The sequence below is a fragment of the Bradyrhizobium shewense genome (assembly GCF_900094605.1).
Classification (GTDB): Bacteria; Pseudomonadota; Alphaproteobacteria; order Rhizobiales; family Xanthobacteraceae; genus Bradyrhizobium; species Bradyrhizobium shewense.
On record NZ_FMAI01000034.1, the window covers coordinates 16,059 to 41,239 of the forward strand.

At 58.8% G+C, this 25,181-nt stretch carries 25 protein-coding genes and 3 pseudogenes; 15 read left to right on the forward strand and 13 right to left on the reverse strand.

Annotation, left to right across the window (positions count from 1 at the left end; genetic code table 11):
• The first annotated feature begins 58 nt into the window (after positions 1-58).
• Positions 59-187, forward strand: a complete 129-nt coding sequence (locus GA0061098_RS47100) for a hypothetical protein (RefSeq protein WP_283808031.1) — start codon at positions 59-61, stop codon at positions 185-187.
• Here the strand turns inward: GA0061098_RS47100 and GA0061098_RS46530 are convergent.
• Complete coding sequence (locus GA0061098_RS46530; RefSeq protein WP_091966378.1) at positions 184-603, reverse strand: hypothetical protein; 420 nt, start codon at positions 601-603, stop codon at positions 184-186. The genes GA0061098_RS47100 and GA0061098_RS46530 overlap by 4 nt on opposite strands.
• 204 nt (positions 604-807) lie before the next feature.
• On the opposite strand from GA0061098_RS46530, the gene GA0061098_RS37610 reads away from it, so the two are divergent.
• Positions 808-1,683, forward strand: a complete 876-nt coding sequence (locus GA0061098_RS37610; protein ID WP_091966379.1) for a DUF4062 domain-containing protein — start codon at positions 808-810, stop codon at positions 1,681-1,683.
• A 113-nt stretch (positions 1,684-1,796) separates the two neighbouring features.
• Here the strand turns inward: GA0061098_RS37610 and GA0061098_RS37615 are convergent.
• Positions 1,797-1,946 (reverse strand): annotated as a pseudogene (locus tag GA0061098_RS37615) (transposase); the annotation flags it as partial.
• Between the two features lie 145 nt (positions 1,947-2,091).
• Between GA0061098_RS37615 and GA0061098_RS37620 the strand changes: the two are divergent.
• Entirely contained in the window at positions 2,092-2,553 is a 462-nt protein-coding gene (locus GA0061098_RS37620) for a hypothetical protein (RefSeq protein ID WP_091966380.1), read from the forward strand.
• 750 nt (positions 2,554-3,303) lie between these two features.
• On the opposite strand, the gene GA0061098_RS37630 is transcribed toward GA0061098_RS37620, so the two are convergent.
• The gene (locus GA0061098_RS37630; protein ID WP_129591047.1) at positions 3,304-3,516 is read right to left on the reverse strand and encodes a RusA family crossover junction endodeoxyribonuclease; all 213 of its coding nucleotides are present in this window, start codon (positions 3,514-3,516) and stop codon (positions 3,304-3,306) included.
• A 689-nt stretch (positions 3,517-4,205) separates the two neighbouring features.
• Here GA0061098_RS37630 and GA0061098_RS37635 point away from each other — a divergent pair.
• The 3 genes from GA0061098_RS37635 to GA0061098_RS37645 all read left to right on the forward strand — a co-directional run bounded on the left by GA0061098_RS37635 (position 4,206) and on the right by GA0061098_RS37645 (position 6,980).
• Positions 4,206-4,634 (forward strand): hypothetical protein, encoded by a 429-nt coding sequence (locus GA0061098_RS37635; RefSeq protein ID WP_129591048.1) that lies wholly within the window; start codon positions 4,206-4,208, stop codon positions 4,632-4,634.
• Between the two features lie 71 nt (positions 4,635-4,705).
• On the forward strand, positions 4,706-5,245 hold the full coding sequence (locus GA0061098_RS37640) for a terminase small subunit (RefSeq protein ID WP_091966384.1): 540 nt from the start codon (positions 4,706-4,708) through the stop codon (positions 5,243-5,245).
• A gap of 523 nt (positions 5,246-5,768) precedes the next feature.
• Positions 5,769-6,980: a hypothetical protein gene (locus tag GA0061098_RS37645; protein WP_129591049.1), complete on the forward strand. Its 1,212-nt coding sequence runs from the start codon at positions 5,769-5,771 to the stop codon at positions 6,978-6,980.
• 229 nt (positions 6,981-7,209) lie between these two features.
• Here GA0061098_RS37645 and GA0061098_RS37650 read toward each other — a convergent pair.
• A pseudogene (locus tag GA0061098_RS37650) lies at positions 7,210-7,668 on the reverse strand (IS66 family transposase); the annotation flags it as partial.
• Between the two features lies 1 nt (position 7,669).
• On the opposite strand from GA0061098_RS37650, the gene GA0061098_RS37655 reads away from it, so the two are divergent.
• Positions 7,670-8,020, forward strand: coding sequence for a restriction endonuclease (locus GA0061098_RS37655; protein ID WP_245323868.1), 351 nt, complete (start codon positions 7,670-7,672; stop codon positions 8,018-8,020).
• Between the two features lie 533 nt (positions 8,021-8,553).
• Here GA0061098_RS37655 and GA0061098_RS45385 read toward each other — a convergent pair.
• The 4 genes from GA0061098_RS45385 to GA0061098_RS37670 all read right to left on the reverse strand — a co-directional run bounded on the left by GA0061098_RS45385 (position 8,554) and on the right by GA0061098_RS37670 (position 11,727).
• Positions 8,554-8,709, reverse strand: coding sequence for a hypothetical protein (locus GA0061098_RS45385; RefSeq protein WP_165637857.1), 156 nt, complete (start codon positions 8,707-8,709; stop codon positions 8,554-8,556).
• A 1,046-nt stretch (positions 8,710-9,755) separates the two neighbouring features.
• Positions 9,756-9,974 carry a hypothetical protein gene (locus GA0061098_RS37660; protein ID WP_091966386.1) on the reverse strand — a complete coding sequence of 73 codons (219 nt, stop codon included), beginning with the start codon at positions 9,972-9,974 and terminating at the stop codon, positions 9,756-9,758.
• Between the two features lie 527 nt (positions 9,975-10,501).
• Complete coding sequence (locus GA0061098_RS37665) at positions 10,502-10,729, reverse strand: hypothetical protein (protein ID WP_245323870.1); 228 nt, start codon at positions 10,727-10,729, stop codon at positions 10,502-10,504.
• A gap of 707 nt (positions 10,730-11,436) precedes the next feature.
• The gene (locus tag GA0061098_RS37670; RefSeq protein WP_091966388.1) at positions 11,437-11,727 is read right to left on the reverse strand and encodes a DUF3892 domain-containing protein; all 291 of its coding nucleotides are present in this window, start codon (positions 11,725-11,727) and stop codon (positions 11,437-11,439) included.
• Positions 11,728-12,505: 778 nt separating this feature from the next.
• Here GA0061098_RS37670 and GA0061098_RS37680 point away from each other — a divergent pair.
• Complete coding sequence (locus GA0061098_RS37680) at positions 12,506-12,751, forward strand: hypothetical protein (protein ID WP_091966389.1); 246 nt, start codon at positions 12,506-12,508, stop codon at positions 12,749-12,751.
• Here GA0061098_RS37680 and GA0061098_RS37685 read toward each other — a convergent pair.
• The gene (locus GA0061098_RS37685; protein WP_091966424.1) at positions 12,748-12,984 is read right to left on the reverse strand and encodes a hypothetical protein; all 237 of its coding nucleotides are present in this window, start codon (positions 12,982-12,984) and stop codon (positions 12,748-12,750) included. The genes GA0061098_RS37680 and GA0061098_RS37685 overlap by 4 nt on opposite strands.
• A gap of 147 nt (positions 12,985-13,131) precedes the next feature.
• Complete coding sequence (locus GA0061098_RS37690; protein WP_430649291.1) at positions 13,132-14,493, reverse strand: aminotransferase class V-fold PLP-dependent enzyme; 1,362 nt, start codon at positions 14,491-14,493, stop codon at positions 13,132-13,134.
• An 88-nt stretch (positions 14,494-14,581) separates the two neighbouring features.
• Here GA0061098_RS37690 and GA0061098_RS37695 point away from each other — a divergent pair, with 88 nt between their 5' ends.
• Complete coding sequence (locus GA0061098_RS37695) at positions 14,582-15,805, forward strand: diaminopropionate ammonia-lyase (RefSeq protein ID WP_208610719.1); 1,224 nt, start codon at positions 14,582-14,584, stop codon at positions 15,803-15,805.
• A 15-nt stretch (positions 15,806-15,820) separates the two neighbouring features.
• Here the strand turns inward: GA0061098_RS37695 and GA0061098_RS37700 are convergent, their stop codons facing one another.
• Complete coding sequence (locus GA0061098_RS37700; RefSeq protein ID WP_091966391.1) at positions 15,821-16,303, reverse strand: Lrp/AsnC family transcriptional regulator; 483 nt, start codon at positions 16,301-16,303, stop codon at positions 15,821-15,823.
• Positions 16,304-16,430: 127 nt separating this feature from the next.
• Between GA0061098_RS37700 and GA0061098_RS37705 the strand changes: the two genes are divergently transcribed.
• From GA0061098_RS37705 to GA0061098_RS37725, 5 genes are all read left to right on the forward strand, one after another.
• Positions 16,431-17,546 carry an ABC transporter substrate-binding protein gene (locus GA0061098_RS37705; RefSeq protein ID WP_165637858.1) on the forward strand — a complete coding sequence of 372 codons (1,116 nt, stop codon included), beginning with the start codon at positions 16,431-16,433 and terminating at the stop codon, positions 17,544-17,546.
• Positions 17,547-17,612: 66 nt separating this feature from the next.
• A complete protein-coding gene (locus tag GA0061098_RS37710; RefSeq protein WP_245323879.1) occupies positions 17,613-19,349 on the forward strand; it encodes an ABC transporter permease subunit in 1,737 nt (578 codons plus the stop codon).
• A 123-nt stretch (positions 19,350-19,472) separates the two neighbouring features.
• Positions 19,473-20,615, forward strand: coding sequence for a M24 family metallopeptidase (locus GA0061098_RS37715; protein WP_091966394.1), 1,143 nt, complete (start codon positions 19,473-19,475; stop codon positions 20,613-20,615).
• Positions 20,612-21,739 carry an ABC transporter ATP-binding protein gene (locus GA0061098_RS37720; protein ID WP_091966395.1) on the forward strand — a complete coding sequence of 376 codons (1,128 nt, stop codon included), beginning with the start codon at positions 20,612-20,614 and terminating at the stop codon, positions 21,737-21,739. Before GA0061098_RS37715 ends, GA0061098_RS37720 begins: the two co-directional genes overlap by 4 nt.
• A 31-nt stretch (positions 21,740-21,770) precedes the next feature.
• The gene (locus GA0061098_RS37725) at positions 21,771-23,165 is read left to right on the forward strand and encodes a M20 family metallopeptidase (RefSeq protein WP_091966428.1); all 1,395 of its coding nucleotides are present in this window, start codon (positions 21,771-21,773) and stop codon (positions 23,163-23,165) included.
• A gap of 282 nt (positions 23,166-23,447) precedes the next feature.
• On the opposite strand, the gene GA0061098_RS46535 is transcribed toward GA0061098_RS37725, so the two are convergent.
• Positions 23,448-23,684 carry a hypothetical protein gene (locus tag GA0061098_RS46535; protein WP_245323881.1) on the reverse strand — a complete coding sequence of 79 codons (237 nt, stop codon included), beginning with the start codon at positions 23,682-23,684 and terminating at the stop codon, positions 23,448-23,450.
• A 383-nt stretch (positions 23,685-24,067) separates the two neighbouring features.
• Between GA0061098_RS46535 and GA0061098_RS37735 the strand changes: the two are divergent.
• Positions 24,068-24,323, forward strand: a pseudogene (locus GA0061098_RS37735) (transposase); the annotation flags it as partial.
• A 353-nt stretch (positions 24,324-24,676) separates the two neighbouring features.
• On the opposite strand, the gene GA0061098_RS37745 reads toward GA0061098_RS37735, so the two are convergent.
• Complete coding sequence (locus tag GA0061098_RS37745) at positions 24,677-25,132, reverse strand: hypothetical protein (RefSeq protein ID WP_091966396.1); 456 nt, start codon at positions 25,130-25,132, stop codon at positions 24,677-24,679.
• Positions 25,133-25,181 lie beyond the last annotated feature (49 nt).

A 25,181-nucleotide genomic window follows, 5' to 3' on the forward strand; every position in this document is an offset into this window, starting at 1 on the left:
GGCACCCTTACGCGCTGGCTGCCAGACTTGCTGGCGGGCTTCTACATCTGCGGGCGTCATGCATCGCGAGGACCTGCACAATAACGGGTATCAATATGCCGACAGCTATCTGACGCGCGATGAGGCGCGGCGGATCGCCAAGGCCATCTCACGGCTGCCGGAGCTCATGCGGCGACCGCAGTACTAGCGGGTCTCGCCGTTGCCCGGCGCCGGGGATTTGGGCCAGCCGAGCGCGGGGAGCGGTCGCGTCTTGATCGGCCGCTTCTCGTAGCGAGGGGCCAGGTCGAGCAGGCGCCGCTTGATAAAGGGATCACCGGCTTTGTCGGCCAGCTCGCGGATCAATATCGACCGGTGTTGGTTGAATTCATCGTCCAGCATGGGATTACCAATAATCCCGATTATACTGGGGGCATTGCCATTTGTTGGTTTCGAGTTGCGTAACGGACAGTTCGATAGCCGGTCGTCGTAGAGCGCGGCGAACACGGTCTGGAATACGGTGAAGAGCAGGGGGGCGCCCACCTTGCTCTCGTCACGGGCCTGGTTGTTGTAGAGCTTGAGGCGCTTGAGCTGCTTGTTGCGCCACGTGGGGTCGTCGCAGCGCATGCTCCGCCTCTATCTTGCGAAGAAGCGCCTCTTGGCGCTCGGTCTCGCTTTAGTCTCTTCGTCGGTAGCAGTCGTGTCCTCCGCGCGGTCGTCAGTGGCGGCTTGCATGGCGTAAGTGTAGCGCCACTCGATGGCGCCCGCGTTGGGAGTTGTGAGTAACCGCTCCCGCGTCTATAAAGTTGCGTCACCAGTTGGGCAGAATCAATGTCGTATACCGCAACTATTTTCAACGTGCTCATTGCCTCGCCGGGGGACGTTCAGGAAGAGCGGCGCATCGCGCGCGAGGTCGTGCATGAGTGGAATTCCATGCATTCTCGGGCGCGTAAGATTGTCCTCATGCCGAGGGGGTGGGAGAAAGATGCCTACTCTTCCATGGGCAGGCGTGCGCAGGGCGAGCTGAACAAGCAAATCGTGGATGATGCCGATCTGCTAATCGCTATTTTTGGCACTCGGATAGGCACTCCGACTGGTGAAGCTGAGGGCGGCTCCGTTGAGGAGCTTGCGCGGCATATGAAAACAGAGAAGCCGGCGATGGTATTCCAATCGTTCACTCCGGCCGACCCTCGCTTGTTCGCAAGTGACCAATATAAGAAGTTGGGCGAGTTCATCGATACTTGGGCCAAACCTCGCGGCGTACTCTGGGGATATCAGTCAACAGACGAGTTTCGAGATGAGCTAAGACGTCAATTGGCAACAAGGCTGAACGATGATCCGTACTTCGTTCAGATTGAACCGGAAATCCCCTCGGTGCCCGAGGCAGGTTATAGGCCGATCATTCGCGGCGGAAATTTCGATAATGTGGGAGAGCCGACTCTGAGCCCAGAAGCGAGAACTCTTCTGGTGGAAGCGGCGGACGACAAGGGCGGCATCATTCTGTACGCGAAGTTGATGACCGGGCCCCAACTTCAAACTAACGGCAAGCAGTTTGTTGAAGTAGGCAATCCCCGCTCATCCGCTATCTGGGAAGGCGCGCTTGAAGAGCTTGAAAACGACGGGCTGATCAAAGCAACTGGTCCCAAGCGTCAAGTCTTCCAAGTTACGCGGGAGGGATACGACATGGCAGACCGCGTCAAAACCTAATAGACATCGAAGTCCTAAGGTTTTGTGGCGTGATGGCGCATCTGCCACGCGATGGCTGCGGCGATAAGCAAGTCGAAGTGCCTCGTAGTGAGGCGTATATCTGGCCTTGGCGGGCCGGGAAAGGCCTGCACAGGGTCGGAGCCGAACTCTTTCACCCATTTGCGCAGAACGTTCTCATGAACATCCAGGTCGCGCCCGGCCTGCGCCACCGACACCCCACGCTCCCTGACCAGCTTGACCGCCTCGATCTTCCGTCTCTTCATCGCCCACCTCCGGCTTCATGAAACACCTAATCTTGGTGTCCATCAAACGGGCAGCAGCTCATATGTTCTAGGTAGGCCGCGTCGTTCATTGCTTAGGAGATGTTTCGCCCGTACGTTGCCATCCTACCATGGAAAGGGCAGGGCGATGCTTCAGGTGGGCTGGCTGACGGTGGCGGGACTGGTGGCCGATATCGCCGGTGCCTCGGTGCTCGCGTGGGACATCCTGCCGGAATACTGCATCTACCGATGGCGCGCGCAAAATAAGCTCTTCCACGCGCCGTCGTCGGAATTCACGTCGGAGATCGAGCAGTTGCGGCAGCGTCCTGAGGATCCATTTCAGGGTTTGGCCATGGACATGCGCTATCTAAGCCCGTTGGGCTTTCTAAGGCATGCTGTCGGGTTGTCTCAGCTAGACTTCGTCAAGTCGTCGGAAGACCCGCAAGCCATGCTGCGCGCCAGCGAGAAGGAAGTGACCGCTGCGATTGATGCTGCGGCCCTACGGCTGCACGATCGATGGCGGCCGCCCCTCCGAACGGGCATCCTCCTCATCGTCGTGGGCTTTATCTTCCAGCTGCTCGGCCAGCTTGGCTCAATGGGCCTGGTATAGGGATTGTCGAGCCGCGCGGAGTCGAACCGCAGCCGCCCCGGATAAGCCGACCAGGCTATGAAAAGCGGACTTGCACCGCACGCGGAATCGAACTCGCGTTACCCGTTGCCCCTATGCGTCGAAGCGGGCGGCGAACCCTCCGGCTCCCGGCTGTCCTCGGCAGCCATTGCCAAATCGTAGCGCGGGCGAATATGGTTGCGCCGGTTGGGGAGAATTTGCCGTGGAAATGCCCTCGTTTTTGCCTGAGGCTTGGAAGCCTTGGTGGGACTATCTCGTCAAATGGGCGCCTATCACTGTTGCTGTCGTGCGGGCATAGCGGGACTGCTTACGGCCATAAGCCAGATCGTTACATTCTTCGGCATAGCCGGCGAGAAGCAAGTCAACATCGACATCGAAAGCTTCGTAACCGTCCTCAACTCGTCTTACGAGGAGGAGGGTGACGTAGTTGTTGCGCGCTCACATTCACTAAACGGGGCGGAAAACGGCGGTCAACTGCCGATTCGACATCCATGCGGACGGCCGGCCTTTGATTATTAAGTCGACGAATTACGGCGAGAAGTTCTCGCTTGCTTCCGGCGACGTCACGCGAGGCGTAACCGTGACGGTCACGCCGTTCCCGCCTCCTGCTCGTCGTTGGAATGAGGTCCGCGGGTCGATCATCTGCGACGACGGCGTTGCTTCAGAGGAAGGCCTGATCAGCAGCTCTTATTTGCGGCACGAAAACTTCAAAAAGAAGTAACCCAAGAGTTCCTAGGGTTGAACCGAGATGTCGATTTTAATGCGCGGACTGGCCTTATCGTGAGCGCGCCGTAGCGTCAGCTCAGCTATCTGGCTGTCGTCCTCGTACACAATGCCCGTAAGCGCATCAAGCGAGAGCTTGTTGAAGTTGTCTAGGTCGGCCTTCCGTTTGGTGCCGAAGTAGAGGGTGATGTCGAGCGCGATATCGCCCTCAACCGGCGTCATGTAGCGCTGCGGAAAGCGGCCGCGCCACGCGAGGCCGTATATGTGCAGGGTGGACTTGGGCTCGCCCGTGAGTACTATCGTGCGGCATTGCACTACCTAAGAGTAACACAGCAAATTGGGGAGTTTCATGGAGGAGGAAGTCTACAAGGGGTACACCATCAAGTACAAAACGGTGGGCGATGAGTGGGGCGCCCTTATTTGGGCACCCGGCAGTCCTGCTCTTCTAGGTGGAGGTGTTCCTCGGGCGACTCGCGTCGAGGGTATGGGCGTTTTACGCGCTAGAGCGTACGCGAGAGTGGAAGAGGATATTGCAAAAACAAAAGCCCCGCCGTAGCGGGGCTTTTGTGGTGGTGCTGGTGATGGTTTGATGAGTTTAGTGGGCGCGCATTTCCACGTCGCAAGTCATCAGCTCAACGTGAAGGGCACGCTGCGCGAGATCGCACAGACGGTGCCGCTCGAAGAGGTCGGCACGGTCCTCCTGTGGGGCGGCGAATTGTGGTCCCTGGCGCCGCCTGACGAACCACCCCGGGGACGATCTTCACGCCGCTCGGTTTTGTCTGGATGCGTATAGGCTGGACGCGTATAGAATGGGGCAGTGCGCGGTTCGATCGGTTCCGCGGAACTCATCCGGGGAATGTATGACGAATACCGTGGACAAAGGCGATGGCTTCCGCGATACCGTCGTCTCAATGCTCGAGGCTGCCGGCTTCGCCGCGGAAAGCGAGGTGCGCGAGGATTTCAAGAAGGCCGATGCGCGCTGGTGGCGCGAAGAGATCGACGGTCGCATGACCCAGCTGCTCGAGACCAAGAACTACGACGGTACGTTGGGCAAATCGGAATGCACCGAATTCACGGCCGAGTACGGCGGTCTCGTGCGAAGCGGCAAGGCCCACCGTGCCTGGCTGATCTCGAAAGGCCCCATCAGTCCGGATGGCCGTGCGTTGGTCGACAACGAACCCGGTCTTAAGGCGATGACGTTCGCCGAATTCCAACGGCGCCTGCTGGGTGTCGATCGATACATTCAAGATCTGGTGGCCGCCTACGACGCCGAACGCATCGGCGAATGGTACGTTCGCGCGGTGTCGGGCGGACTGCCGTCATTGGGCAAACGACGTTAGCCCTGCGAGGCTCCTTGTAAAAACTTAGACCCGAGTGGTGGCGGCAACCGTTCGCATGCCTTGTCTCGCCAATGGCGTTAACCGCGAAACAGCAACGATTCGTCCAGGAGTTTCTACTGGACCTGAACGCAACTCGGGCAGCAATCCGCGCCGGTTACAGCGCGAAAACAGCGCACGTCCAAGGCTCACAGATTTTGGCCCATCCCGAGATCATGGCCGCGATCGACGCCGCCAAGCTCCAGCGCTCCGAACGAACCGAAATCGACGCCGACTGGATGTTGCGCCGCCTCGCCGCTGAAGCTGAGGCCGATCTTGCCGATCTCTATGACGCCAACAACGATCTAAAACCGATTGACGAATGGCCCGAGATTTGGCGGCAAGGGCTCGTTGCGGGTGTCGAGATCGACGCTTTGTACGAAGGGTCGAGCGAGGATCGCAGGCAGGTCGGCCACGTCAAGAAAATCAAGCTCAGTGATCGCCTGCGCCGGTTGGAACTGATCGGTAAGCATGTGCACGTGAATGCGTTTCAGGATCAGGTTGCGATGAGCGGCGTCGAAGGGCTGGCGGATCGGATCGCCCGCGCGAAACTCCGTAACGGAAGCGATGGCTAACGTGATTTGAGAAGCTTGACGCTCCCTAGGGGAGGGAACGGGCCGCACAGGAAGATACTGAAAAACAAATACAAATCAGCTTTGCTGAGGGGTGATTGCTACCACGGACTGCTACCACCCACAACCTAGCCTGCCGTGTTGAAATGCATCGGCGGATACCCGTGGGTGTTATTATTCCGACCCACGAGGAGCCGATTAGGCCACAGGAAGCTTGGCTCGGCGTGCCCAAAGCCGCTACTCATGAGCCGGGGACTCAGCACCGTGTGCCGGGAAGCTGATGCAGGACTTGCAATTCTCCGCTCTTGACGAGCTATGTCCGCTAAGCGGCTCTTACAGGCACGTGCGTTAAGCGTTAGTGTGGCAGTTCACACAACCTGCCGGTATAAATCAGGGAAACTCTGCTCATTGGGTAGGGCCGGCCATGCCTGACAGATCGAACGAGCCACCCGTCCCACCAGAAAGCTCAGTGTGGCAGTTCAGACAACCTGCCCGCATAAACTGCCAATACTTGGGTAAGGCGGCCATGCCTGACACATCGAAAGAGCCCCCCGTTCCACCAGAGAACGGCCCTATCTCGCTGGAGGAGCGAAAATTCCAGCTTGAGGTTCAGAAATTCGAGTTCGAGAAGTCAAAGTCTCGGGGGCTTCGCTTCTTCAATAGCAATCTCGGCGTCATCATTACTGCCATCATTGGTACAGTCACAATTGCGGTCTCGTACCTTCAGCTCCAAATCAACCGCGAGTCCAGCGCAAATCAGCTTGAACTTCAGCGGTCGACCAGCGACGCGCAGTTGAACTTAGAGAAATCAAAGGCAAGCGCTGCCCAAGAAAAGGATGAGCGAACGTTCCAGTTCGATGTCGCACGCCTAATGTTGGAGAGACAGAGCGATATCAATACTGAAGAAATCAAACGGGTCTATTATCTGCGAGAAATCGTTATGTCTGCCCTTCCCAATACTGTCGGTATAATGATCACTCGCAGGGCGGCAGATCACGCGGCGGATGATCGAGTGCGCTCGGCTTGGTTAGACGGATTCGTAAAGCTAGCCCTAGCCGAAACCCGCTCGTCAGTAACTACGCAGCAGCCATCTATATCGGTGGATTATGTGTTGGCGCGTTATTCTGCTCTAAAGACTCCCGATGGAGTGAACCGCATTGCGGATATTTTGGACGCAGCCCGAGAGTTCGACTTAAAAGATTCAGTGGCAATCATCCTAGCGTACGCTTTATTTACTTCAGATTTTTTCAACGGATACGATCAATATCTCAACATTGTCTCGGCAGAGCTGATAGCGGTTATGCTTCCGAACATTTTTCCGAATGCTTCAGATGCTAAGCCTTTCGTCGGCAATGCCCGTTCGCTGGCAAATAAAGTGTATTCGGGCAGATTTGGTAATGTCGGGCCCGACGACGGGTGGAGCTATCGTGGAAGAGGATATTTGCATACTGTAGGCAAGGCGAACTATGCGCGGTCTGGTGCTTTGATTGGAATAGATTTGGTGGGCCGGCCCGAAAAGTTGGCAGAAAGTAAGGTTGCTGCAAGGGAAATAGCTGCTGCATTCGCGGCGCTAAGTCGGCCGATCACCGTGGATGGCGCTGTTCGACAGCTGAACGGCAGGCTCCTAGGGCTAGCTGGGATTCAAGGGATATATGAAAAGCTCGCGCCTGGAACGCCAAAGGTAACCGAAGGATTAACGATCCCATCCGTCGGTAAGTCATGCACACTGTGGTGCTGAGATGCGGCAACCTCTTTGCTTTCGCGCTAAGCTCGCACTTCCCTGAAATCCCACGGGGCTGGGATTGGAGAACAGCCTCCTCTGCTCGGGACCTTCTAAGGCCCATCTGGCCAACCAGCCGCGAAGCTCTCGAATGGCCTCCACAACCCATGTCAGATGATGACGCCCAGTCCTTCGCAGTACGCATCCGGCCAGCACCCCGGGGAGGCGCGCCGGTCTGCCGCAGCGCTCAGGCGGCAGCCGCTTTGGACTGTCGGGTCGCCTTCCAATTCCACGGGAGTAGGTCGGCGACTCTGTTGGCGGGGTGATCTGGAAGCCTGGCCAGCACGTCAGCGAGCCAGGCTTGCGGATCAACGTCGTTCATCTTGCAGGTCTCGATCAGGGTATAGACGGCGGCGGCACGATTGCCGCCAGCATCTGAACCGGCGAAGGTCCAATTTCGTCTTCCGACAGCCACACCGCGTAACGCCCGTTCGGCAGCGTTGTTCGAGAGGCAGATGCGGCCGTCGTCCAGGAAGCGGGTAAACGCGGCCCAGCGGTTGAGCAGGTAGTTAATCGCCTTTGCAGTATCGTTCGCTGATGAGAGCAACGTTCTCTGCTGGCGCATCCAGATTTCGAGATCGGCGACGATCGGCCTCGACTTATCACGACGTACCGCAAGCCGTTGTTCCGGCGTTTTGCCGTTCAGCATGGACCCTTTTAATTTTGAGCAGCACAGCATGAGCTTCTTTCATAGGGCTGGCCTTGAAGCTTGGGCTACTCGAAGATCGAACGACTTTGGTGTCGATGTCTTTGCCGTCCATCCTGACGGCCTGATGATCGTCCAGTGCAAGCGAAACTCGACGGAGAACAAAGTAGGCCGACCGACCATCCAGCAATTCAAGGGAGTTGTGGAAGAGCAAAATGCCCATCGCGGCTACATCATCACTACGTCAACGTTTACAGAGGAAGCCATTGCATCGACAGCCCTGACTGACAAGATCATGCTCGTTGCGATGGATGATCTGGTGCGCTGGCATGCAGAGCCACCGGCATTTTAGCCTCCACCATGGTCCGGAGAGCGCGGCGGTTCGGTGGGAGAGCGAGGAGGAGTGGCGCTAGACCCCACCCCGACAAACCGACACCAAGAGGGCCCCGGGTCACCGTCCACTCGGCGGTGACATTGGTGCGCCAGGCGCGGACCCGGGTGTCCGCTATGTCGGATAGCGGACAGCAACTGATCCGGGACGACTTCGTTATCGGTCAGCAGTCAAGGGAGGATCGATCATGGAGTACCGTAACCTGGAGTATCAGGTCGTTCAGATCTCCAGCCCAACAGGCTGGAAGTGGACCGTGCACGTTCCCGGGAGGCGCATTCTCATGTCGGAAACGAACACGATCGCCCTGTCCCCGCTATCCAATGATGGGCCGTCGTCGGTGGAGGGTACGTGAGGGTATCCATACCCAGTCGCGGTTTAGAACGAAGAAACCGGCCATAGGTGCCTTCTTAGATGGCCTTCTGACGAAGCCCGCGCGACGCTCGACGCCGGGTGGCGTCGCGGTTGGAGGTGGGACGGAGTGGCTATCAGTGTTATCACCACCCGCCGATGAGGTTGTAGCCAGCACGCTCCGGCGACGATGGTCCGTCGGGTGCGCGCGGTACGGTGATCAACGGCACCTGCAAAAGCGCGAGCGGGCTGATGTCGCGGCGATGCTCGCAAGCAAGACCCTGTTCCCACGCGGCGAACACCAGCGCCGCCTCCTGTCGTCGATGTCGAGCAGATCGCCCATCACCTCGTCCTCGGCCTGCTGTCGCGCTTCATGCGACAATCTGTTGCCGCCGAGAATGCGGCTAAGTTCCGCCGCAACTGCTAGGTTGCCGTCTGCGCCACGGCGGCGACGGAGAGTGTATGAGAACCTGGCAAGGCTTGGCGTCGGAACGGGGATGGTCGCGCAACTCGGCCGATCCATCGTCGCCGTGCGCGGCCCGCCCAACAAATGCGACGCGGCGTTCGGTCATTGGTCCCTGCGACCGCGTCGATCGCGGTGCCAACTCGGTCGAAAGCAGCTGCCGGTAGCGCACCCAAGTGAAGAGCTCATGGCTCATGAAGTAGGCCTCGACTTCCCCTCGACGACGAGGCTATCGGTGTGCCGGACAGCATGGCCCCTCCGGTTTTCGGATTACGTCACTGGAGGCCAGTAGCGAGCACCTGGAGCCATGGCGAGTAATTGATTTTCCGCGCGGCTTTTAATCCGTGCCCGTGCAACACCGAAGCAGACGTACAAGAAATCCGGGCGGCGTTGACAACTGCACCGGCAACTCTTGGGGGACACGCCATCGCGGCGTTGAAAGCACAGCGCGAGATTGCCAGCCGAGATTACAAGGACGGCCGGACTCCGTGTTGGGTCGGGGCTTTGCGCAACTGACGACAATTTCCAATGGCGGCATCTCTACGCGGATCATTCATCGTTGGTCTGGTGATGTCGTCGGACAGAAGGTGGCTGCGCGTTGATGACTGGCGAGCCAACTATGAAAATCAATCTCGGCAACTTGCCGCCCGGGCGTTTTCGCTTTCGTTGACATCGACGACAACACGCGAGCGATGCAGCACCAGGCGCTGAGAACGCTCATACGCGAGGGCTCGGATTCAATCCCTTCCTGGCGCACATCTCGGTAATCACTCGGCGCGCCTACATTCGAAGGCGAGGCGTGCAGGCCACCTATAGCGGGGCGTCCTATTCTTGCGCAGGAACGATTCAAGCGACGCGGGTAAGCTGGAGTCGGCGAATGATAACTCATTCTTCAAGCTCGTCGAGCAAGGCGTTGCGCCTGTCCTGACGCTCGCGAAGGTATTCAGCAACCGAACGCTGCGTCTTCTGCCACTCGATGCGATCTTCCGCGGTCCAAAGGAAGCACTCACGCTCGAAGCGAGTTTTCTCGCGCTCGTCGAATTCCTCGTAGAGTTTGATATCACACTCCACTTCATCGAGTTGTTCGCGAATAGTATTAGGCATGGCCGTCCGTTGGGGCGTTGCCTCCAGCCGTGCCGGTCATCGGCTCAATACCAGCGGTTAGCAACAGTGGTTTGACCGATCCAAGGTTTGTTCACAAAATATATTACGTGAGGTTATAAGCAGGCCCGCAGCGTGACGGCGACCTATAGTCCCCCGTCTTGTCAGCTTTCGGAAAGGTAGTCCGCGTAAAACGCCTTTGAAGTTAGTGGCGAGTGGCAGGGACAGCGCAATGGCACCAGAACGGTCAGCGCCGAGTCATGTTCCCGCTAACTTCAAATGGTAGCGCGGGCGGGGCAGGGACAGCGTCTGATCCAACGCAACCGAACAGCGCCGAGTCTCGCCCGCACTGCCTGCGACCTGAGACTGATCGCCAAGTCACCGCCCTGTCTTGGTAGTTGCTCTAGGGCATTCGTCCGGAGAATACACCCCTGTCAGCTTCTTGCCCCCGCTTGAAGCTGATAAGTTAGCGGCACGTGGCAGGGACAGCGCTTTATCGGTCCACTTCAAAGCGCCGAGTCACGTGGCCGCTAACGTTCCCGCTGTTTAGGTCGCGCGGCTGCCACCGTGAGCCCGGTGTGATCCTTGAGGCTATCGATTACCTTGAGCGCGGCTTCGAGTTCATCTCGAAGACGCTTCGTAATCCGCAGAATGCCGCTCGCGAGCTCCTCGCGGCTGATTTCTGCACCGTGAGCAACTTTTTCTTCGAGGTCGCGTATAGCTTCGCCGATCTTGTGCAGCGAGAATGTGCTAGGCATCATCTCGGCTCCGTCCTGATTAAGGGTCCGGCATCCGCCGAACCACGGCGTAAAAATGCGTCCGCTACACGGTTAAGTAAAGCGGGTGGCGTTGCGGGAAAATCTGTCCCCATCTCGCGTCTGAGCGCCTCGGATCCGTATAAGGTCGAAAGAGGGCAATCCGCCACCGCATCCATTTTGAGCCGATAACTTCAACCCCGGATCGCCAATCGGCCAGCTGTTCTTCAGTTCGCTGTGGCCCCTACGTGTCTTCTGCCGGTGTCTGGCTTGGCCTACGGACGTAGTCCGTGAATGCTTGGATTGCCGCTACGACTTCCGTCCTAGGCACGGCGGTTACTCCTATGAGCGGAGCCAGCTCGAACAGTTGCAGGCCGAGCGTTTAATATGACAGGCACGCGGGGATGCGGCAACCCACTGGTGCGGGTAGGTGCCCTCCGGTACTTTTCGACGATTTTGCTTTGGTGGCCCCTTGGGAATTTAGGCCTCTCGGGAGCGAGCGCGGTCAGCTTTGCCACCAGACGGAAGGCTGGCCGTATTGAAGTTAGCGGTGGGTGGCAGGGACAGCGCTCATCAGTCCACTTTCAAGCGCCGAGTCACGTTGCCGCTAACTTCACTGGCAGCGCAGGCGTGGTGGGGACAGCGTCCGATCCCTCCCAGCTGACCGGCGCCGAGTCGCGCCCGCGCTGCCTACGGTTTTGTGATTGAGATCATTCGGGGCACTCGGCTAGGAGCGGGAGAACATTGTCTGGTTGAATGTCGTCGGCCGTTGTCTTGATGTACTTGTGCCCGTTGTGCGTGGTCCAAACCACACCAACCCTGCGTCCATTTTCTTCGACATAGAACTCCCATTCGGCGCTCTCGATATCTTTGACAACCTGGTCGATGGACCGCTTCCACGGCTTTCCATCGGGGTTTACTCCGCCGACATGTGTTATTCTTTCGTGAGGATTCTTTTGGTCCGTCTTGTTGGCGTAACGAATGCGTGCGCGTTTGGCCATTTGAGTCTCTCCCAAATCTGCAAGCCTGAGGCACTAGCTTAGACCGGGGCAGTCAATTCGACCGGCCGCCAATTCTGGTAGGTGCTTCCAGTCCTTCTCAGCGATACTCCTTGATCGCACCCCTTGGGAATTTGAGCCTCTCGGGAGCAAAGGTGGCCAGCCTCAGTCTTCGAGGACGGGCTGGCCACCGAAGTTAGCGGCTCAAATCCATCGGCGCAGTACGGACCAATGGATGCACATATTCGAGCGGCACATCACGTCCCTGCGGTCGCAAGCGCTTGCGGTGCTTGCAGCCAATCAGGCCCACGCGGTTGATCCGTCTCTGAGCCCATCAGATCGCCAAGTCGCGACATCTAAGGCCGCTGAGGCTGAGGCAATGGTGGACATACTCGATTAGGTGAAACCCAATCTCGGGCCGAGGGAGGCACGGAAGGCCCTGCTGCTGCTTGATGAGTTGCCCTATGAGCCTGAGTGGCTTGATCGTATCTGTGAGAGCCTCCGGGAGGACGCCGCACGCCTGTCTCTGGCTGAGTCGGCTGACGGGATGTTCGCGCAGGCGGCTGAATAGCCGGAAGCGGATTGACGAGAAACGGGCCGACACAAAAGTGCCGACCCGTCTCCCAATGAAGTCGCGTTTCCACGCGCGGTAGCACCAACAGGGTACGACCAACCGGTTTCTACGCGCCTTTTATAGCGCCTCGCTCGCGAGAGTGGCGCGTTTTTCTTGCTCTATTTGTCGCCCAGCGCTAACGCTCTAAGGACCGCGTAAGGGGATACGGTGAGCAAGGCTCGCGAGTTTATAGATTTCTGGACCGAGAACAGTATCCACGCTGTCGAGCAGTATCGGACTGCCGGCGCCTCGCAGGATGTGGCGGAACTCTCGCGGCGTCTAGTCGAGGCTGCCAAGGGGCAGGATATTTCAGAAGCGGATTTGCAGGCTGAGATTGGCGAAATCTCCGACTACATTGGAGACCGGCTCAAGGCCGCGAACAGGGCTGAAAGCGAAAGGTGGAAGCCTTCTTAGGCCTTGTCCAACCTATGAACATCCCCGGGTTCCAGGTTAAGCTCCTCAAACATCCGCTGCTGCTTGGGTGTCAGGCCGACACTCAATACTTCCGCAGTCCATCCTTCAGGAACGGCGGAGAGGACCAGCGTCAGCGCTTGGCTGGGCTTTGCTACGGCGAGCCAAACCTGCGTTTCACCGTCATCACCGGTCGCCTCAACGACCGTGAAGGACTTGCCAAAGGACTCTCCCACGACAGCCAATCCTGTCAGCGGCGGTTGAATGGGAAACTGCCGTCTTAATCTGGCGGCCTCAAGCCCCGCGAGCGGAGCCACTCGCTTATATGGGAGCCAGTTTTGAGCGCCGATGCGTCCGACTAGCCAGCCTCGGGAACGCTACCATCAAGTGCATATTCGGTGGACAGCCGACACGAGAGTTTCGACCTCCTGGAATGTATTGTAGTAGTGCGGCGATGCGCGAACGATATCAGGAAGGTCTCTGCGCGTTGCGTCTAACGGGGTGCTTGTTGGTGGTGAGACTGACACATTAATTTTCCCTGCTGCCAACCGACGCATGACCTCGCGTGCCCCCACGTTGCGAACGGTGAAGGAGACGATTGAAGCGGGACGATCTCCGAGATCGTGCAGCGACACTCCCGGGATTGCGCCGAGTGCTGCGCGCAATTCGTTCGCAAGCAGGCGGCAACGTCGTTCGATTCTATCGATGCCGATTGAAAGTGCGTAATCGACAGCGACCCCAAGTCCAACCCGGGCCGCATAGTTCGCTTCCCACGTCTCGAATCGTCGTGCGTCCGATCTAAGTTCGTAGCGCTCAGGTCCAACCCAAGGTGCGCCGAACAGATCTATCATGGCCGGTTCAATGTCCTTTAGGAAATCGTCGCGCATGTAGAGGAAGCCGGTTCCGCGCGGACCGCGCAAGAATTTCCGACCTGTTGCCGTCAGCATGTCGCAACCAAGTGCGTGGACGTCGACGGGGATCTGGCCAACAGCCTGGCACGCATCCAGCAGGTAGGGAACACTATAAGTGCGCGCAATGCGTCCCACGGTTTCCACTGGGTTCACCAAGCCGCCGTTGGTCGGTATCCACGTGATGGCGATCAGCTTTACGCGCTCATCAATCATTCGCTCGAGCGCCTCCGGGTCCAGAACCTGATCGGCGTCGTCGGGTATAACCTCGACCCGTGCGCCCGTACGGCGGGCGACCTGCAAGAACGCAACATAGTTTGCCGCAAACTCTGCGGAGGTGGTGAGAATTCGGTCGCCAGGGCCAAAGCGGAGCGAATAGAAGGCGCGCTGCCATGCCAGAGTGGCATTCTCAGTCAACGCAATTTCTTCGCGCTTTGAGCCGACTAGTCGAGCAATGCTATCGTATACGCCCTCCAAACGCGCCGTGCTTTCGGCGCTCGCTTCGTAGCCGCCGATTGTGGCTTCGCGCCGGAGGTATGCGACCATGCCATCGACGACGGGGCTCGGCATCAACGCAGCGCCGGCATTATTAAAGTGGATTCGGTGTGCAACGCCGGGCGTATCCGCTCGCAAGCGAACGACGTCGGCATCGGAAAGATCGCTGATCGAGCTTGCAGTTTGCTTTCGAATATTATGCACCTGAAGTCCCTTCTTCGCGACGAGGTAGATGGACAGATTCGCAGGCACTACCCGTCTTCGATCAGCATCTCTGGAAACATGCCTGACAGAAGGGCCCAAACCCGCCATTTTAAGGCCCACAATGCCAAAATCCGTCATTTGTGGCTTCATAGATTGCGCCAAACGGCCTCACGGGTTGGCAAAGTACGGTCCGAGAGGATCGTACTTGCTTGCCAGGAGGATGACCTTGGTACCCACCTCGAAGCCCGCGGGAACTCCGTCGGAAACGCTTGCCAATCATCGGCCCTTTCTGCTGCGCAATCGTTCACCCGGCTTAAAACAGGCTCCTTGGTGGTGCGACCGCAACGCAGGAAATGAGCCCCTCCGCCTCCTTCAGGCCTGCCCGCGCTATGCACCGACCAGCCTGATTTCTCTGCCGCGTACCGCCGAAAAGCTGGGTCTCGGCGAAATCTGGATCAAGGATGAGACACAGCGGCTTGGCATAGGCAGCTTCAAGGGGCTCGGCGGAGCCTACGCAGTGCTGAAACTCGCAATGAAGCACGTTGAGAGGCGGACTGGACGCTCGATTCTGCCTGCAGAGTTCGCGGAGCCGGGCGTGCGATCTATGCTTTCAGGGCTCACATTTTCATGTGCTTCGGACGGCAACCATGGCCGTTCGGTGTCGGCCGGAGCGAGGCTCATCGGAGCGCGGGCGGTCGTATATCTCCACGCCGGCGTGAGCGACGAGCGGGCCGCTCATATCTCGCGGCTCGGCGCTGCGATCGTGCGCGTGGCCGGAGACTATAACGACTCGGTCGAGGCTGCGGCCAAGGCTGCCTCGCAGGACGGTTGGATCGCTGTCCCGGATACGGTCGGCCCCGGGGAGGACGACACTGCTTGCACGTTTGTGGTCCAGGGGTATGCGATACTGATCGATGAAATCATTGCGGCCACGGCAAGACAGTCAAAGCCGTTTACGCATGTTCTGGTTCAGGCTGGTGTGGGAGGTCTTGCAGCTAGCGTGTTCGGCCATGGCTCGGCACGGGGTCTATTCGGGCGCGATACCCATCTTTGGATGGTCGAGCCAGAACGGTCGGCATGCCTTTACGAAAGCGCCCGAGCCAAGATGCCCGTGCGGCTCCCGCCTGGGCCTGCGACGAACATGTCGATGCTTGAATGCCAAAGCCCATCGTTGTTGGTCTGGCCGATCATCGAAGAGCTGACCAGCGGCTACATCACGGTAACGGATGAAGAGGCCGCGGACGCGGTACGTTTGCTTAATGAGGGCATTTCAGGCGATCAGCGTCTTCGCGTTGGAGAGTCGGGAGCGGCGGGATTGGCAGGCCTCTTAAGGGCGGCCGAAGAGAAGGACAGAAAGAGACTTGGCCTCGATCAGTCCGCCAAGGTTCTGCTCTTTGCCACGGAAGGGCCCACCGACCTATCGGTTTGGAGCGGAAACGAAAAGGCATGAACAGGGCCCGGCCAGTCAGGATACGTCAAGATTGATGCGGGTGGTGAACTTGACCGTCTGCATCGACACATATGTGTTGAACGACTTGATGTTCTTGTCGGGAAAGAATGCCCGCTCAGTGAAAGCCCCATATTCCTCCATAGAGGCAGTGTTGACGACCAGAATGAAATCAGCCGAACCCGTTACGTAGTAGCACTGGGTAACCTCAGGATAGGCGCTCATTCGATTTTTAAAGGTGTGCAGAAGGTCGAGCTGCTCTTGCTCGAGCGCAACAAGCACGATCGACGTGACCCGCTTGCCGGCGACCGAAGGCGATATGATCGAGACGTCGGACATGATCGCCCCGTTTTCGCGCAATCGCCTGAGCCGACGCAGGCAAGAAGTCGGCGAAAGCCCCACGCGTTCTGCCAATTCCTCAGAGGTCTGCAGATTATTCTCCTGCAGCAGCATGAGAAGCTTCAGATCGAGGCGATCGAGGTCAGTGCGCGTGACAGCCATTTAATATTTCAATTTGCAGTTTTCTGGCATTTTGAGGCGCAGAACGGCGGATTCAGCCACCCGCTTGTCAGATTATATGCGCAAAACCGGATCGAGCAAGCATTGGCCGCACACAACGGAGTGGAGCATGGTGGATATCGTCAGACGCAAGCTGCTTCAGGGCACCGCCTTGACCGGGGGACTAGCGGCCGCCCGCTCGCTGTTTCCCGCCCCCGCGATTGCGCAAATCCCGAAGGGCACCGGTGAGGTCGTGGTCTACGACGGCGGCGGATCTTGGGGCGAGGCCAAGCGGATCGCCTATTTCGAGCCGTTCGAGAAAGAGACCGGCATCAAGGTCATAGCTCAACCGCGGACCGACACGGGAGCCGTCCGAGCGAGCGTGTTGGCCGGCGCTCCCCGATATGACGTGACGATTCTTCCTGGCGGCAAGGCCCCGACTTTCGAGCGGGACAATCTTCTGCTTCCGATCGACTATGGCTACTTCGAAAAGGCAGACCTCGGCGCGTTCAGTCCGGTCAAGGTCGGCAAGTTCACTGTGCCCGCGATCATCTATTCGCTGTTCATTGCGTATGACGCGTCGAAGTTTGCCTCCGATGCTCCGAACTCTTGGGCGGATGTCTGGGACGCCCAAAAATTTGCGGGACGGCGTTCACTCATGGCAGGAACCTGGGCCTCGGACGGCGGCACGTTTGAAGCTGCTCTGATGGCGGACGGTGTTGATCCGTCGAAGCTCTATCCACTTGATTGGGATCGCGCGTTCAAGAGTCTCAGCCGGGTCAAGCCGAGCATCTTGAAATGGTGGAACACCGGCGCGGAAGCTCCGCAGATGATCATTGATAAGTTGATCACGGCCGGTAGCGCCTGGAACGGCCGGGTTTCGGCAGCCAACGAGCAGGGGGCCAAGATAGGCTACACCTGGAATCAGGGAATGCTGCAGTACGACACCTGGGTGGTCCTGAAAGGCACGAAGAATGCGGACAATGCATTCAAGTTTCTCGCGTTCTCAGCGCGAGCCGAAAATCAGGCGAAATTCGTCCAGCACATCCTCTATGCGCCACCGAACTCGCGTGCATTCGAGCATGTGCCGTCTGAACGGGCGAAGCTCCTGCCAACCTCCCCCGAAGCACGGAAGCTGCAGTTCGTTCAGGACTACGAATTCTGGAACACCGTGAGCTCCAACGGCAAGGCCAACAATGAAATTGCCGTTGCTCAATGGGAACGTTGGATTTCCGGCGTACGGTAGCTCAAAATGGTGGATGCGAGTCTGGCCATGCCGCATAGGAGAGACACCTCAGGATGGGTGCGCTTGGTGCCAGTCCTCCTTCTCTTGCCGGTCGTGATCCTGTTCTCGGTCGGCTACGTCGTGCCGCTCGCGCAACTCGTGCTCAAGAGCCTGCGGCACGATGGTGCGTGGTCGCTCAACAGCTACATCGAGATCGCCAACTCGCCGGCGTTTCTATGGATCGTCCTCAGGACAATCGCCCTAGCAGCGACCGTGACGATCGTCTGTTTGCTCATTGCTTATCCGCTCGCGTATGCCATATCGAAATGCCCGCCGCGCCCGGCGGCATTTCTGCTTGTTATTGTCACTCTCCCATATTTGACGAGTGTCCTGATCAGGACCTATGCATGGATCGTCCTGCTCAGCCCTAACGGGCCGATTAACCAGCTCCTCTTGCACCTTGGCCTTATCTCAGAGCCGCTGCAAATGGTGTTCAATTCGATCGGCGTCTATATCGGCATGGTACAGATCCAGCTGCCGCTTATGGTTTTTCCTCTCTACGCTGTCTTGGCACGGGTTAATCCAAGCCTTGCAAAAGCGGCACAAAGTCTCGGAAGTCCTCCTACCGACGCCTTCTTGAGGGTCACACTGCCAGCCTCGATGCCAGGCGTGATTAGCGGCTGCACGCTCGTCTTTCTGTCCAGTCTCGGCTTCTATATTACGCCAGAGCTTCTTGGTGGTCCTGACAGCTATCTGATCGCTCAGGGCATTAGCCTGCGCGTGCTGATTCTCGGCAACTTTGATGAAGCCGCAGCCCAATCATCGATCTTGATGCTGACGGTGATCGCGGTCTTTCTCGTATTTCGTCAGAGGATTGCGGAAGAACTCGACGATCGCCCGCATAATAACATTCCCCTGGCCGGCAAGTCGACATCCGGTCTCTCCGCGCGGTGGCCGATCCTGGAGCGACTGACGGCGGTTTTACATGGCCCGTCAATGAGGCTGCATGAGGCCTTGACGGTCGTCGGCCGACCCGCGTTGTACGTTAGCGCAGGGCTGACACTCCTTCTTCTGGTGCTGCCTTTCGTGGTCGTAATTCCTCTTGCATTCAGCGATGCACCATACCTTACTTTTCCGCCGCCCGGCTACTCACTGCGGTGGTTCTCAAGTTTGCTCAAGAATACGCAATGGCTCGATGCCCTAAGCTTCAGCCTGAGATGGGCAGGACTGTCCGCTCTCCTGAGCGTGGCGATTGGTGTACCCGCCGCCTTCGCTCTCGTGCGGTACCGGTTCTCTGCGCGCGTGCCTGTCTATCTTCTCCTGATTTCCCCGCTGATTGTTCCTCACGTCGTAATCGCAGTTTCCCTGTTCTTCGCTCTCGCCGGATCCTCGCTGATCGGCAATCCGCTGGCATTTGCCCTCAGCTATACGATCATTGGCGCACCCTATACGGTCGTTGTCATGATCGCGGGGCTTAAGCGCTTCAATCGTACCCTGGAGCTCGCTGCCGCGAGCCTAGGCTCGAGCCCTCTCGTGACGCTGAGAACGGTGACGCTTCCATTGCTGTTGCCGACGCTAGCGAGCGCGGCGCTCTTCGCGTTCATCGTGGGGTTCGATGACGTTGTGTTCGGTCTGTTCCTGAGCGGGCCCACCGCGACGCCGTTGCCCATGAGAATGTGGGACAACATCCGCTTGGAAATCAGTCCCCAGATCGCCGTCATCGCCGTTCTGTTTCTCATCGTGCTTGCGCTTCTGATGCTTCTGCGGCTCTTCGTGAGCGCTGTTGTTCAAAGTCGCCGCCCGCAGGAAAGCCTCCATCATTGAGCAGATCGATGGATCGCGCTTGTGCATTGTCCACCCTACGAGGAAGCCAATGGCGCCTTTCCTGAAGCAATCCTCTCGACCCAATCTGGGTCGAGGTCTCGCAATCGTAACGGAGCATCGACCATGAGCCGCGATCTCACCTTCTCCGTCGAGGAGTACAAGCGTCGATGTGACGCCGTCCGAAAACTGATGGCAGAGCGTCGTCTTAACTGTGTCATCTTTGACGAGCCCGAGATGATGTCCTGGCTCTCGGGCTATACAGTCTCCGAAAACCTCTGGCGAGCGTGCATTGTGCCGGCATCGTCCGAGCCGTTCCTGCTGGTGCGCAAGCTTGATATGCCCCCGGCGCGGCAGCGCACGTGGATGGATAACATCGTAGGGTTTGGCGATTGGGACGATCCGCTGGCGGTGCTGGTCAGCACTTTGCGGGAAAGGAGTTCGGTGCCCGCCCGGATCGGCGCTGAGTTTCAATCGAATTCGTTCACGATCCAAAGACTCCAATCGCTTCGCAAGCTCTTGCCGGATACCGAGTTTTTTGACCTTGAGCGTTCGGGATGGGATCTCAGGCGATGCAAGTCTCCGGAAGAGATTGCGCATATGTCCCGGGCCGGTTCACTCTTGGATGCGGCCTTCGAGGCGACTGTCAAGGAGGTGGCGAGCGGCAAGAGCCAACGTGATATCGCTGCAGCTGCCGCTGCGGCCTACTATCGGCTTGGGTTCGACGATGGCTTTGTTGGGCCTCTCAATGTCGGATCGGGCTGGGATTCGCTGCATGGGTTCCTCGCAGAGAGACCGCTGGTCGATGGCGATATCGTTCATATCGAGCTCTTGCCGCGGTTACGCTTCTATACGGTACGAATCATGCGATCGGTCATCGTGGGACGGGCAACCGGCGAGCAGCAAGCCGCAGCCCAGGCTCTAATCGAGCTCCAAGATCGCCAAATCGCCGCGCTCCGGCCAGGCGCGATTGCCGCTGATGTCGACCGCATCGTGCGGGAAGGCGTTGTCGCGGCAGGATTGCGCGAGAGCTACGATAATATCACCGGGTACACGCTTGGTACCGCTCCGCTCGTTTCCCAGCACACGAGTGACTTATATCGCTGTTTCACGCCTCGTTCGGATTGGGCCATCGAGGAAGGAATGGTCTTTCACATGTACACATCCGCTGCTGGCCTTGCCTTCAGCGAGTCCGTCGTGGTGACCAGTTCGGGTGGGAAGCGATTGACCTCAATACCGCGCAAGATATTCGAGACGAGGCCGAAATGAGCGTCAGCACAGCAATGGTGAGCGAAAGGGCAACGGCAAGTGTAGCTACGTCGCAAAGTCAACGTGGCTCCGTCTCGGTCAACTCGTTGACCAAGATGTTCGGTCCGGTCAAGGCGGTCGACGACGTCTCACTGTCGATAGAGCCAGGAGAGTTCGTTGCCTTGCTCGGACCGAGCGGGTCAGGAAAGTCAACTCTTCTGATGATGATCGCCGGGTTCGAAGTGTCTTCCTCCGGCGATATCATGCTCGACGGCGTGCGGATCAATGATGTTCCGAGCTATCGTCGCGGTTTCGGCATGGTGTTCCAGAGCTACGCGTTGTTCCCCCATATGACCATCGCTGAGAATATCGCCTATCCGCTGCGGCGCCGGGGCTTGAGTGGCGGAGACGTCGAACGTGAGGTCACAAAAGCCCTGAAGCTCGTTGCACTCGACGGATATGGCACGCGACTTCCAAGCCAGCTGTCGGGTGGGCAGCAGCAGCGGGTCGCTCTGGCCCGCGCTCTTGTCTTCCGTCCGCCCCTGTTGCTCATGGACGAGCCGCTCGGTGCACTAGATCGCAAGCTCAGACAGCAGCTCCAAATGGAGATCAAGCTGATCCATAAGGAGGTCGGCAGCACGATCATTTTCGTTACCCACGACCAGGAGGAAGCGCTGTCCATGGCCGATCGCGTTGCCGTTCTCGAGCGAGGCCGCTTGCAGCAGTGTGGGACACCGCGTGAGCTATACGAGCAGCCGGCGACTGCATTTGTCGCGGATTTCATCGGTGAGATGAACTTTCTGCCGGTTGAGTTGCGGCAAGCTGGAGGCGAGATCTGTGCCCGCAGCGCCGATCTCAGCCTCGAGGTTGTGCAGGAGGCCAGTCAGGTGCTGACGTCAGGCGACCGAGGGTTGCTGGCGGTTCGCCCGGAGTATATCGGCCTGACACCGGACGAGCGCGCTACCGCGACCGTTTTGGAATCTGCTTACACGGGCACGAACCAGAGCGTGCTTGTGCAGGTGGGGTGCATTCGATTGACCGCTCGGACTTCGGTGAGCCCCGGACGGCCGCTGTTCCAATCCGGTCAACGCGTCCGCATTGAGATCGATGCTGCGCATACCCGGGTGTTTCCAGCTGCCCGTTGAGCCGCCTTTGGCTTGCGAGGAGCTGCCCCTAATGAGCCGGAACGACGCAATCTCACGCGCGAGAAGCCATCTGGAATCTGGGGGCTTCGAGACTGTGCTCTCGCGGCTCGTTGCTATTCCTTCCGAGAGTCAGAATCCGGAGCGAAAACGTCAGCTTGCTGAGTATCTTGATCAGCTCCGCTGCATACTTGAAGAGCTCGGCTGTGACTGCCAGGTTTTGGCCGCTGCAGGCGCGCAATTCCTTTATGCAGAACGCATAGAAGATCCATCATTGCTGACAGTGCTCGGATATGGGCACGGCGACGTAGTTCGGGGAATGGACGGATCGTGGGCCGCAGGAAGGTCCCCATGGCGCCTCGCAAAGCTGAATGATCGCTGGTACGGACGTGGTGTCGCCGACAACAAGGGACAGCACGTCATCAACATTGCCAGCCTCCGTGCTGTGCTCGAAACAAGAGGTCGGCTCGGATTCAACCTGAAATACCTGATCGAAATGGGCGAAGAAGTCGATTCGCCTGGCCTCCGCGAACTATGTACAACCCACAAGAAGCTCCTGTGCGCAGATATCTTCGTTGCGTCGGACGGACCGCGCTTGTCCGAGCATCGGCCGACAGTATTCCTGGGCTCGCGGGGATGTGTTACATTCGATATCTCAATTAATGCGCGCCAGAGCGCATATCATTCGGGCAATTGGGGAGGTCTGCTTTCCGATCCCGCAATCCAGCTCGCGCATGCCCTGGCTGCGATCGTCTCTCCGACCGGCCGCATCCTGATCGCAGAATGGCTTCCAAGTGAGCTGCCTGATTCCGTCCGGCGGGTGCTTGCCGATTGTGTCGTTGACGGGGGACCCGACGGACCCGAGATCGATCCGGCCTGGGGCGAGCCGGGACTGACTCCGGCAGAGCAGGTGTATGGCTGGTGTTCATTTGATGTTCTCGCTATCAGTTGCGGAAATCCGCAGGCGCCGGTCAATGCCATTCCCGCGAGCGCCTGGGCGCGCTGTCAGCTCCGTTTCGTGGTCGGCGTTGATTGCGAGGACGTCGTGCCGGCGCTGCGGCAACATCTCGCGAAGGCCGGTCTCGACATGGTCCAGGTGACGCCCAGCCCTGAGGATGATGTTTTTCTCGCCACGCGCCTCGATCCTGAGGATCCCTGGGCCAAATGGGCCCAAGCCTCGATCGTTCGGACGACGCGGAAATCGCCAGCGGTCTTGCCCAATTTTGCTGGCTCGCTTCCGAACGACATTTTTGCCAACCTGCTAAATTTGCCCACGTTGTGGGTGCCCCATGCCTATCCTGGATGCCACCAACACGCAGCCGACGAGCACCTGCCGATCGAGCTCGCGCGTGAGGCCCTGGAGATTATGGCGGGCCTATATTGGGATCTGGGGGAGCTGGATACCCTTCCGCCGGTGCGACGAGGCTGAACCGATTCATCGGGGACGAGTGTCACCCGATCGACCAACGTGCGGCAAACCTCCGCCGCCTCGGCTCTCTCGCCCTCACTTTGCAGGCTCTCGTACAGGGCGGCCACGCGCTGATGGTAAATTTCCGCCATATTCGGGTGGAGGAGGGGTGGCGGCTCCTCAGCGTTCGCGAGGAGGTCAGCCAACTCGGCCTTGCGTGCTCCCAGAGCACCAATCTTCTCCTTCAACTTCGTTCCCGGCACACCCTCAAGGATAGCTTGAATCGTCTTATCCAGCTCGCGCTCAGTGCGCTCGAGCTCGCGCCCTTGTGCCACGATATCGGCTCCGCGCTCGATCCTCAGCCGATTCACCTCCCGGGTAAATTCCTGGCAGAATTCCTTGAACGATTCGGGCTCCATGAGATGCGTCTAGCCCCCTCAAAACGCACGCTTCCAGCGCGACGCGCCGAATGTTCAAGCGGTTATTGCACGTTGCCTTGGTGCGCGCCGTTGCGCAGCCGAGCAGATCCTTCGAAATCATCGTGTAGCCGCTGCCGCAGCATCCGCACTTCACAAGGCCGGCGAAGAGGTATCTGGGCCGGCGGCGATCATTAAGCTTGTTCTCGCCAGGCGCTGAAGGCTCGTAGGCGAGCGTCTGCTGACGCGCCTTGACCGCATCCCACGTTTCCTGATCGACAATGCGTAGCTCGGGGACCTCTTGGATTACCCATTCGGATTCAGGATTCAGACGAGAAACGCGCTTTCCGGTAGGTCGTGTCCCCGGATGTGGTGTAGCTCGATAGAGCAAAGCCGTCCGCACGCGCGCCCTCCCATACGCCGTAGCGGGCGGGCGGCTTTGCGGTGGTCACCGGCGGTTCGCCGGTAGGGTCGGGTTGCTGACACCAACCTAAAGAGAAACCACCGATGACCGATGAGATGATGAACCTGCCGACGCTTGTGGAGAAGACCCCTGATGCGGATCTGCTGCGCGAGATGATCGGCTTTGCCGCCCGGCGACTGATGGAGTTGGAAGTGGAAGGCCAGACCGGGGCCACCTAGGGCGAGAAGAATCCCGAGCGTCTGGCGCAGCGCAACGGCTACCGCGACCGCATTTGGGGAGACCCGCGCCGGCACGGTCGAGCTGCGCATTCCCAAGCTGCGCAAAGGCTCCTACTTCCCCGGCATGCGGATCGGCGCGGTCCTGCATCCAGCGGTGGTCCTCGCACTCGCGGATCGCACCGGCTTCGTGCAACACCGTGATCGCCCAACCGCGGAGCGTTCGGATTGCGGGTCGCCTTGCCTTGGGCGTCAGCATCGAGATCGCTCCTGCCGGGACGAATCCTTCGGTCCTCCGCTCGTCGCTGGCGGTTAGCACGGGGCAGGGATTCGAAACCGGGGGAGCTCAGGCTTGTCCACGTGTTCCTGACGTTTTGCGGCGACGCCGTTGCGCGAGCGGACCTGGGCGTTGGCGGCCTAGTCGACGCGGCTCGCCTGGGCAGAACGGAATCGGGATCGCAATCTCGACTTCAGATATCAGGTCCGCTGCCAAGCTTCGGAGAGCACCCGGCGAGAAGTCCGCCACGCGGCGGTGGACTCCAGAAAGTCCATCATTCGCCGCCAGTATCCGTAGCCCCACGCGAAGAGAGGTGTCGACACCAGCTTCGTCTTGTTCAACTGAAAAAGTCTCTCCACGACGGTCAGCTTGAGGACTTCCGCGGCGATGAAGACGATCGCTCCCGGCAGAAAATGGCCGGTACCGAGCAGATAGGCGCTCAGCGGCTTGGCCGGTTCCAGTACGATGACAGTACAGCAAACAGGGCGAAGGACTGATAGGGGCCCCAACGACGTTACCCAGCGCCGAACCCGTTCCAAGAGCCTCTTTCTGCTGAGCCAGGCGGTGATCTGCCCCGTGATCGCCGAGAACAGCGCATCGACGGTAAAATAGAAGGTCGCGATAGCGAGTATCGGTGTTTCCCAGACGCGCGCCATTTTGTCCTCCGATCAGAGAAGGCGCACGAAGCCGAGACGTTCCGCAGGA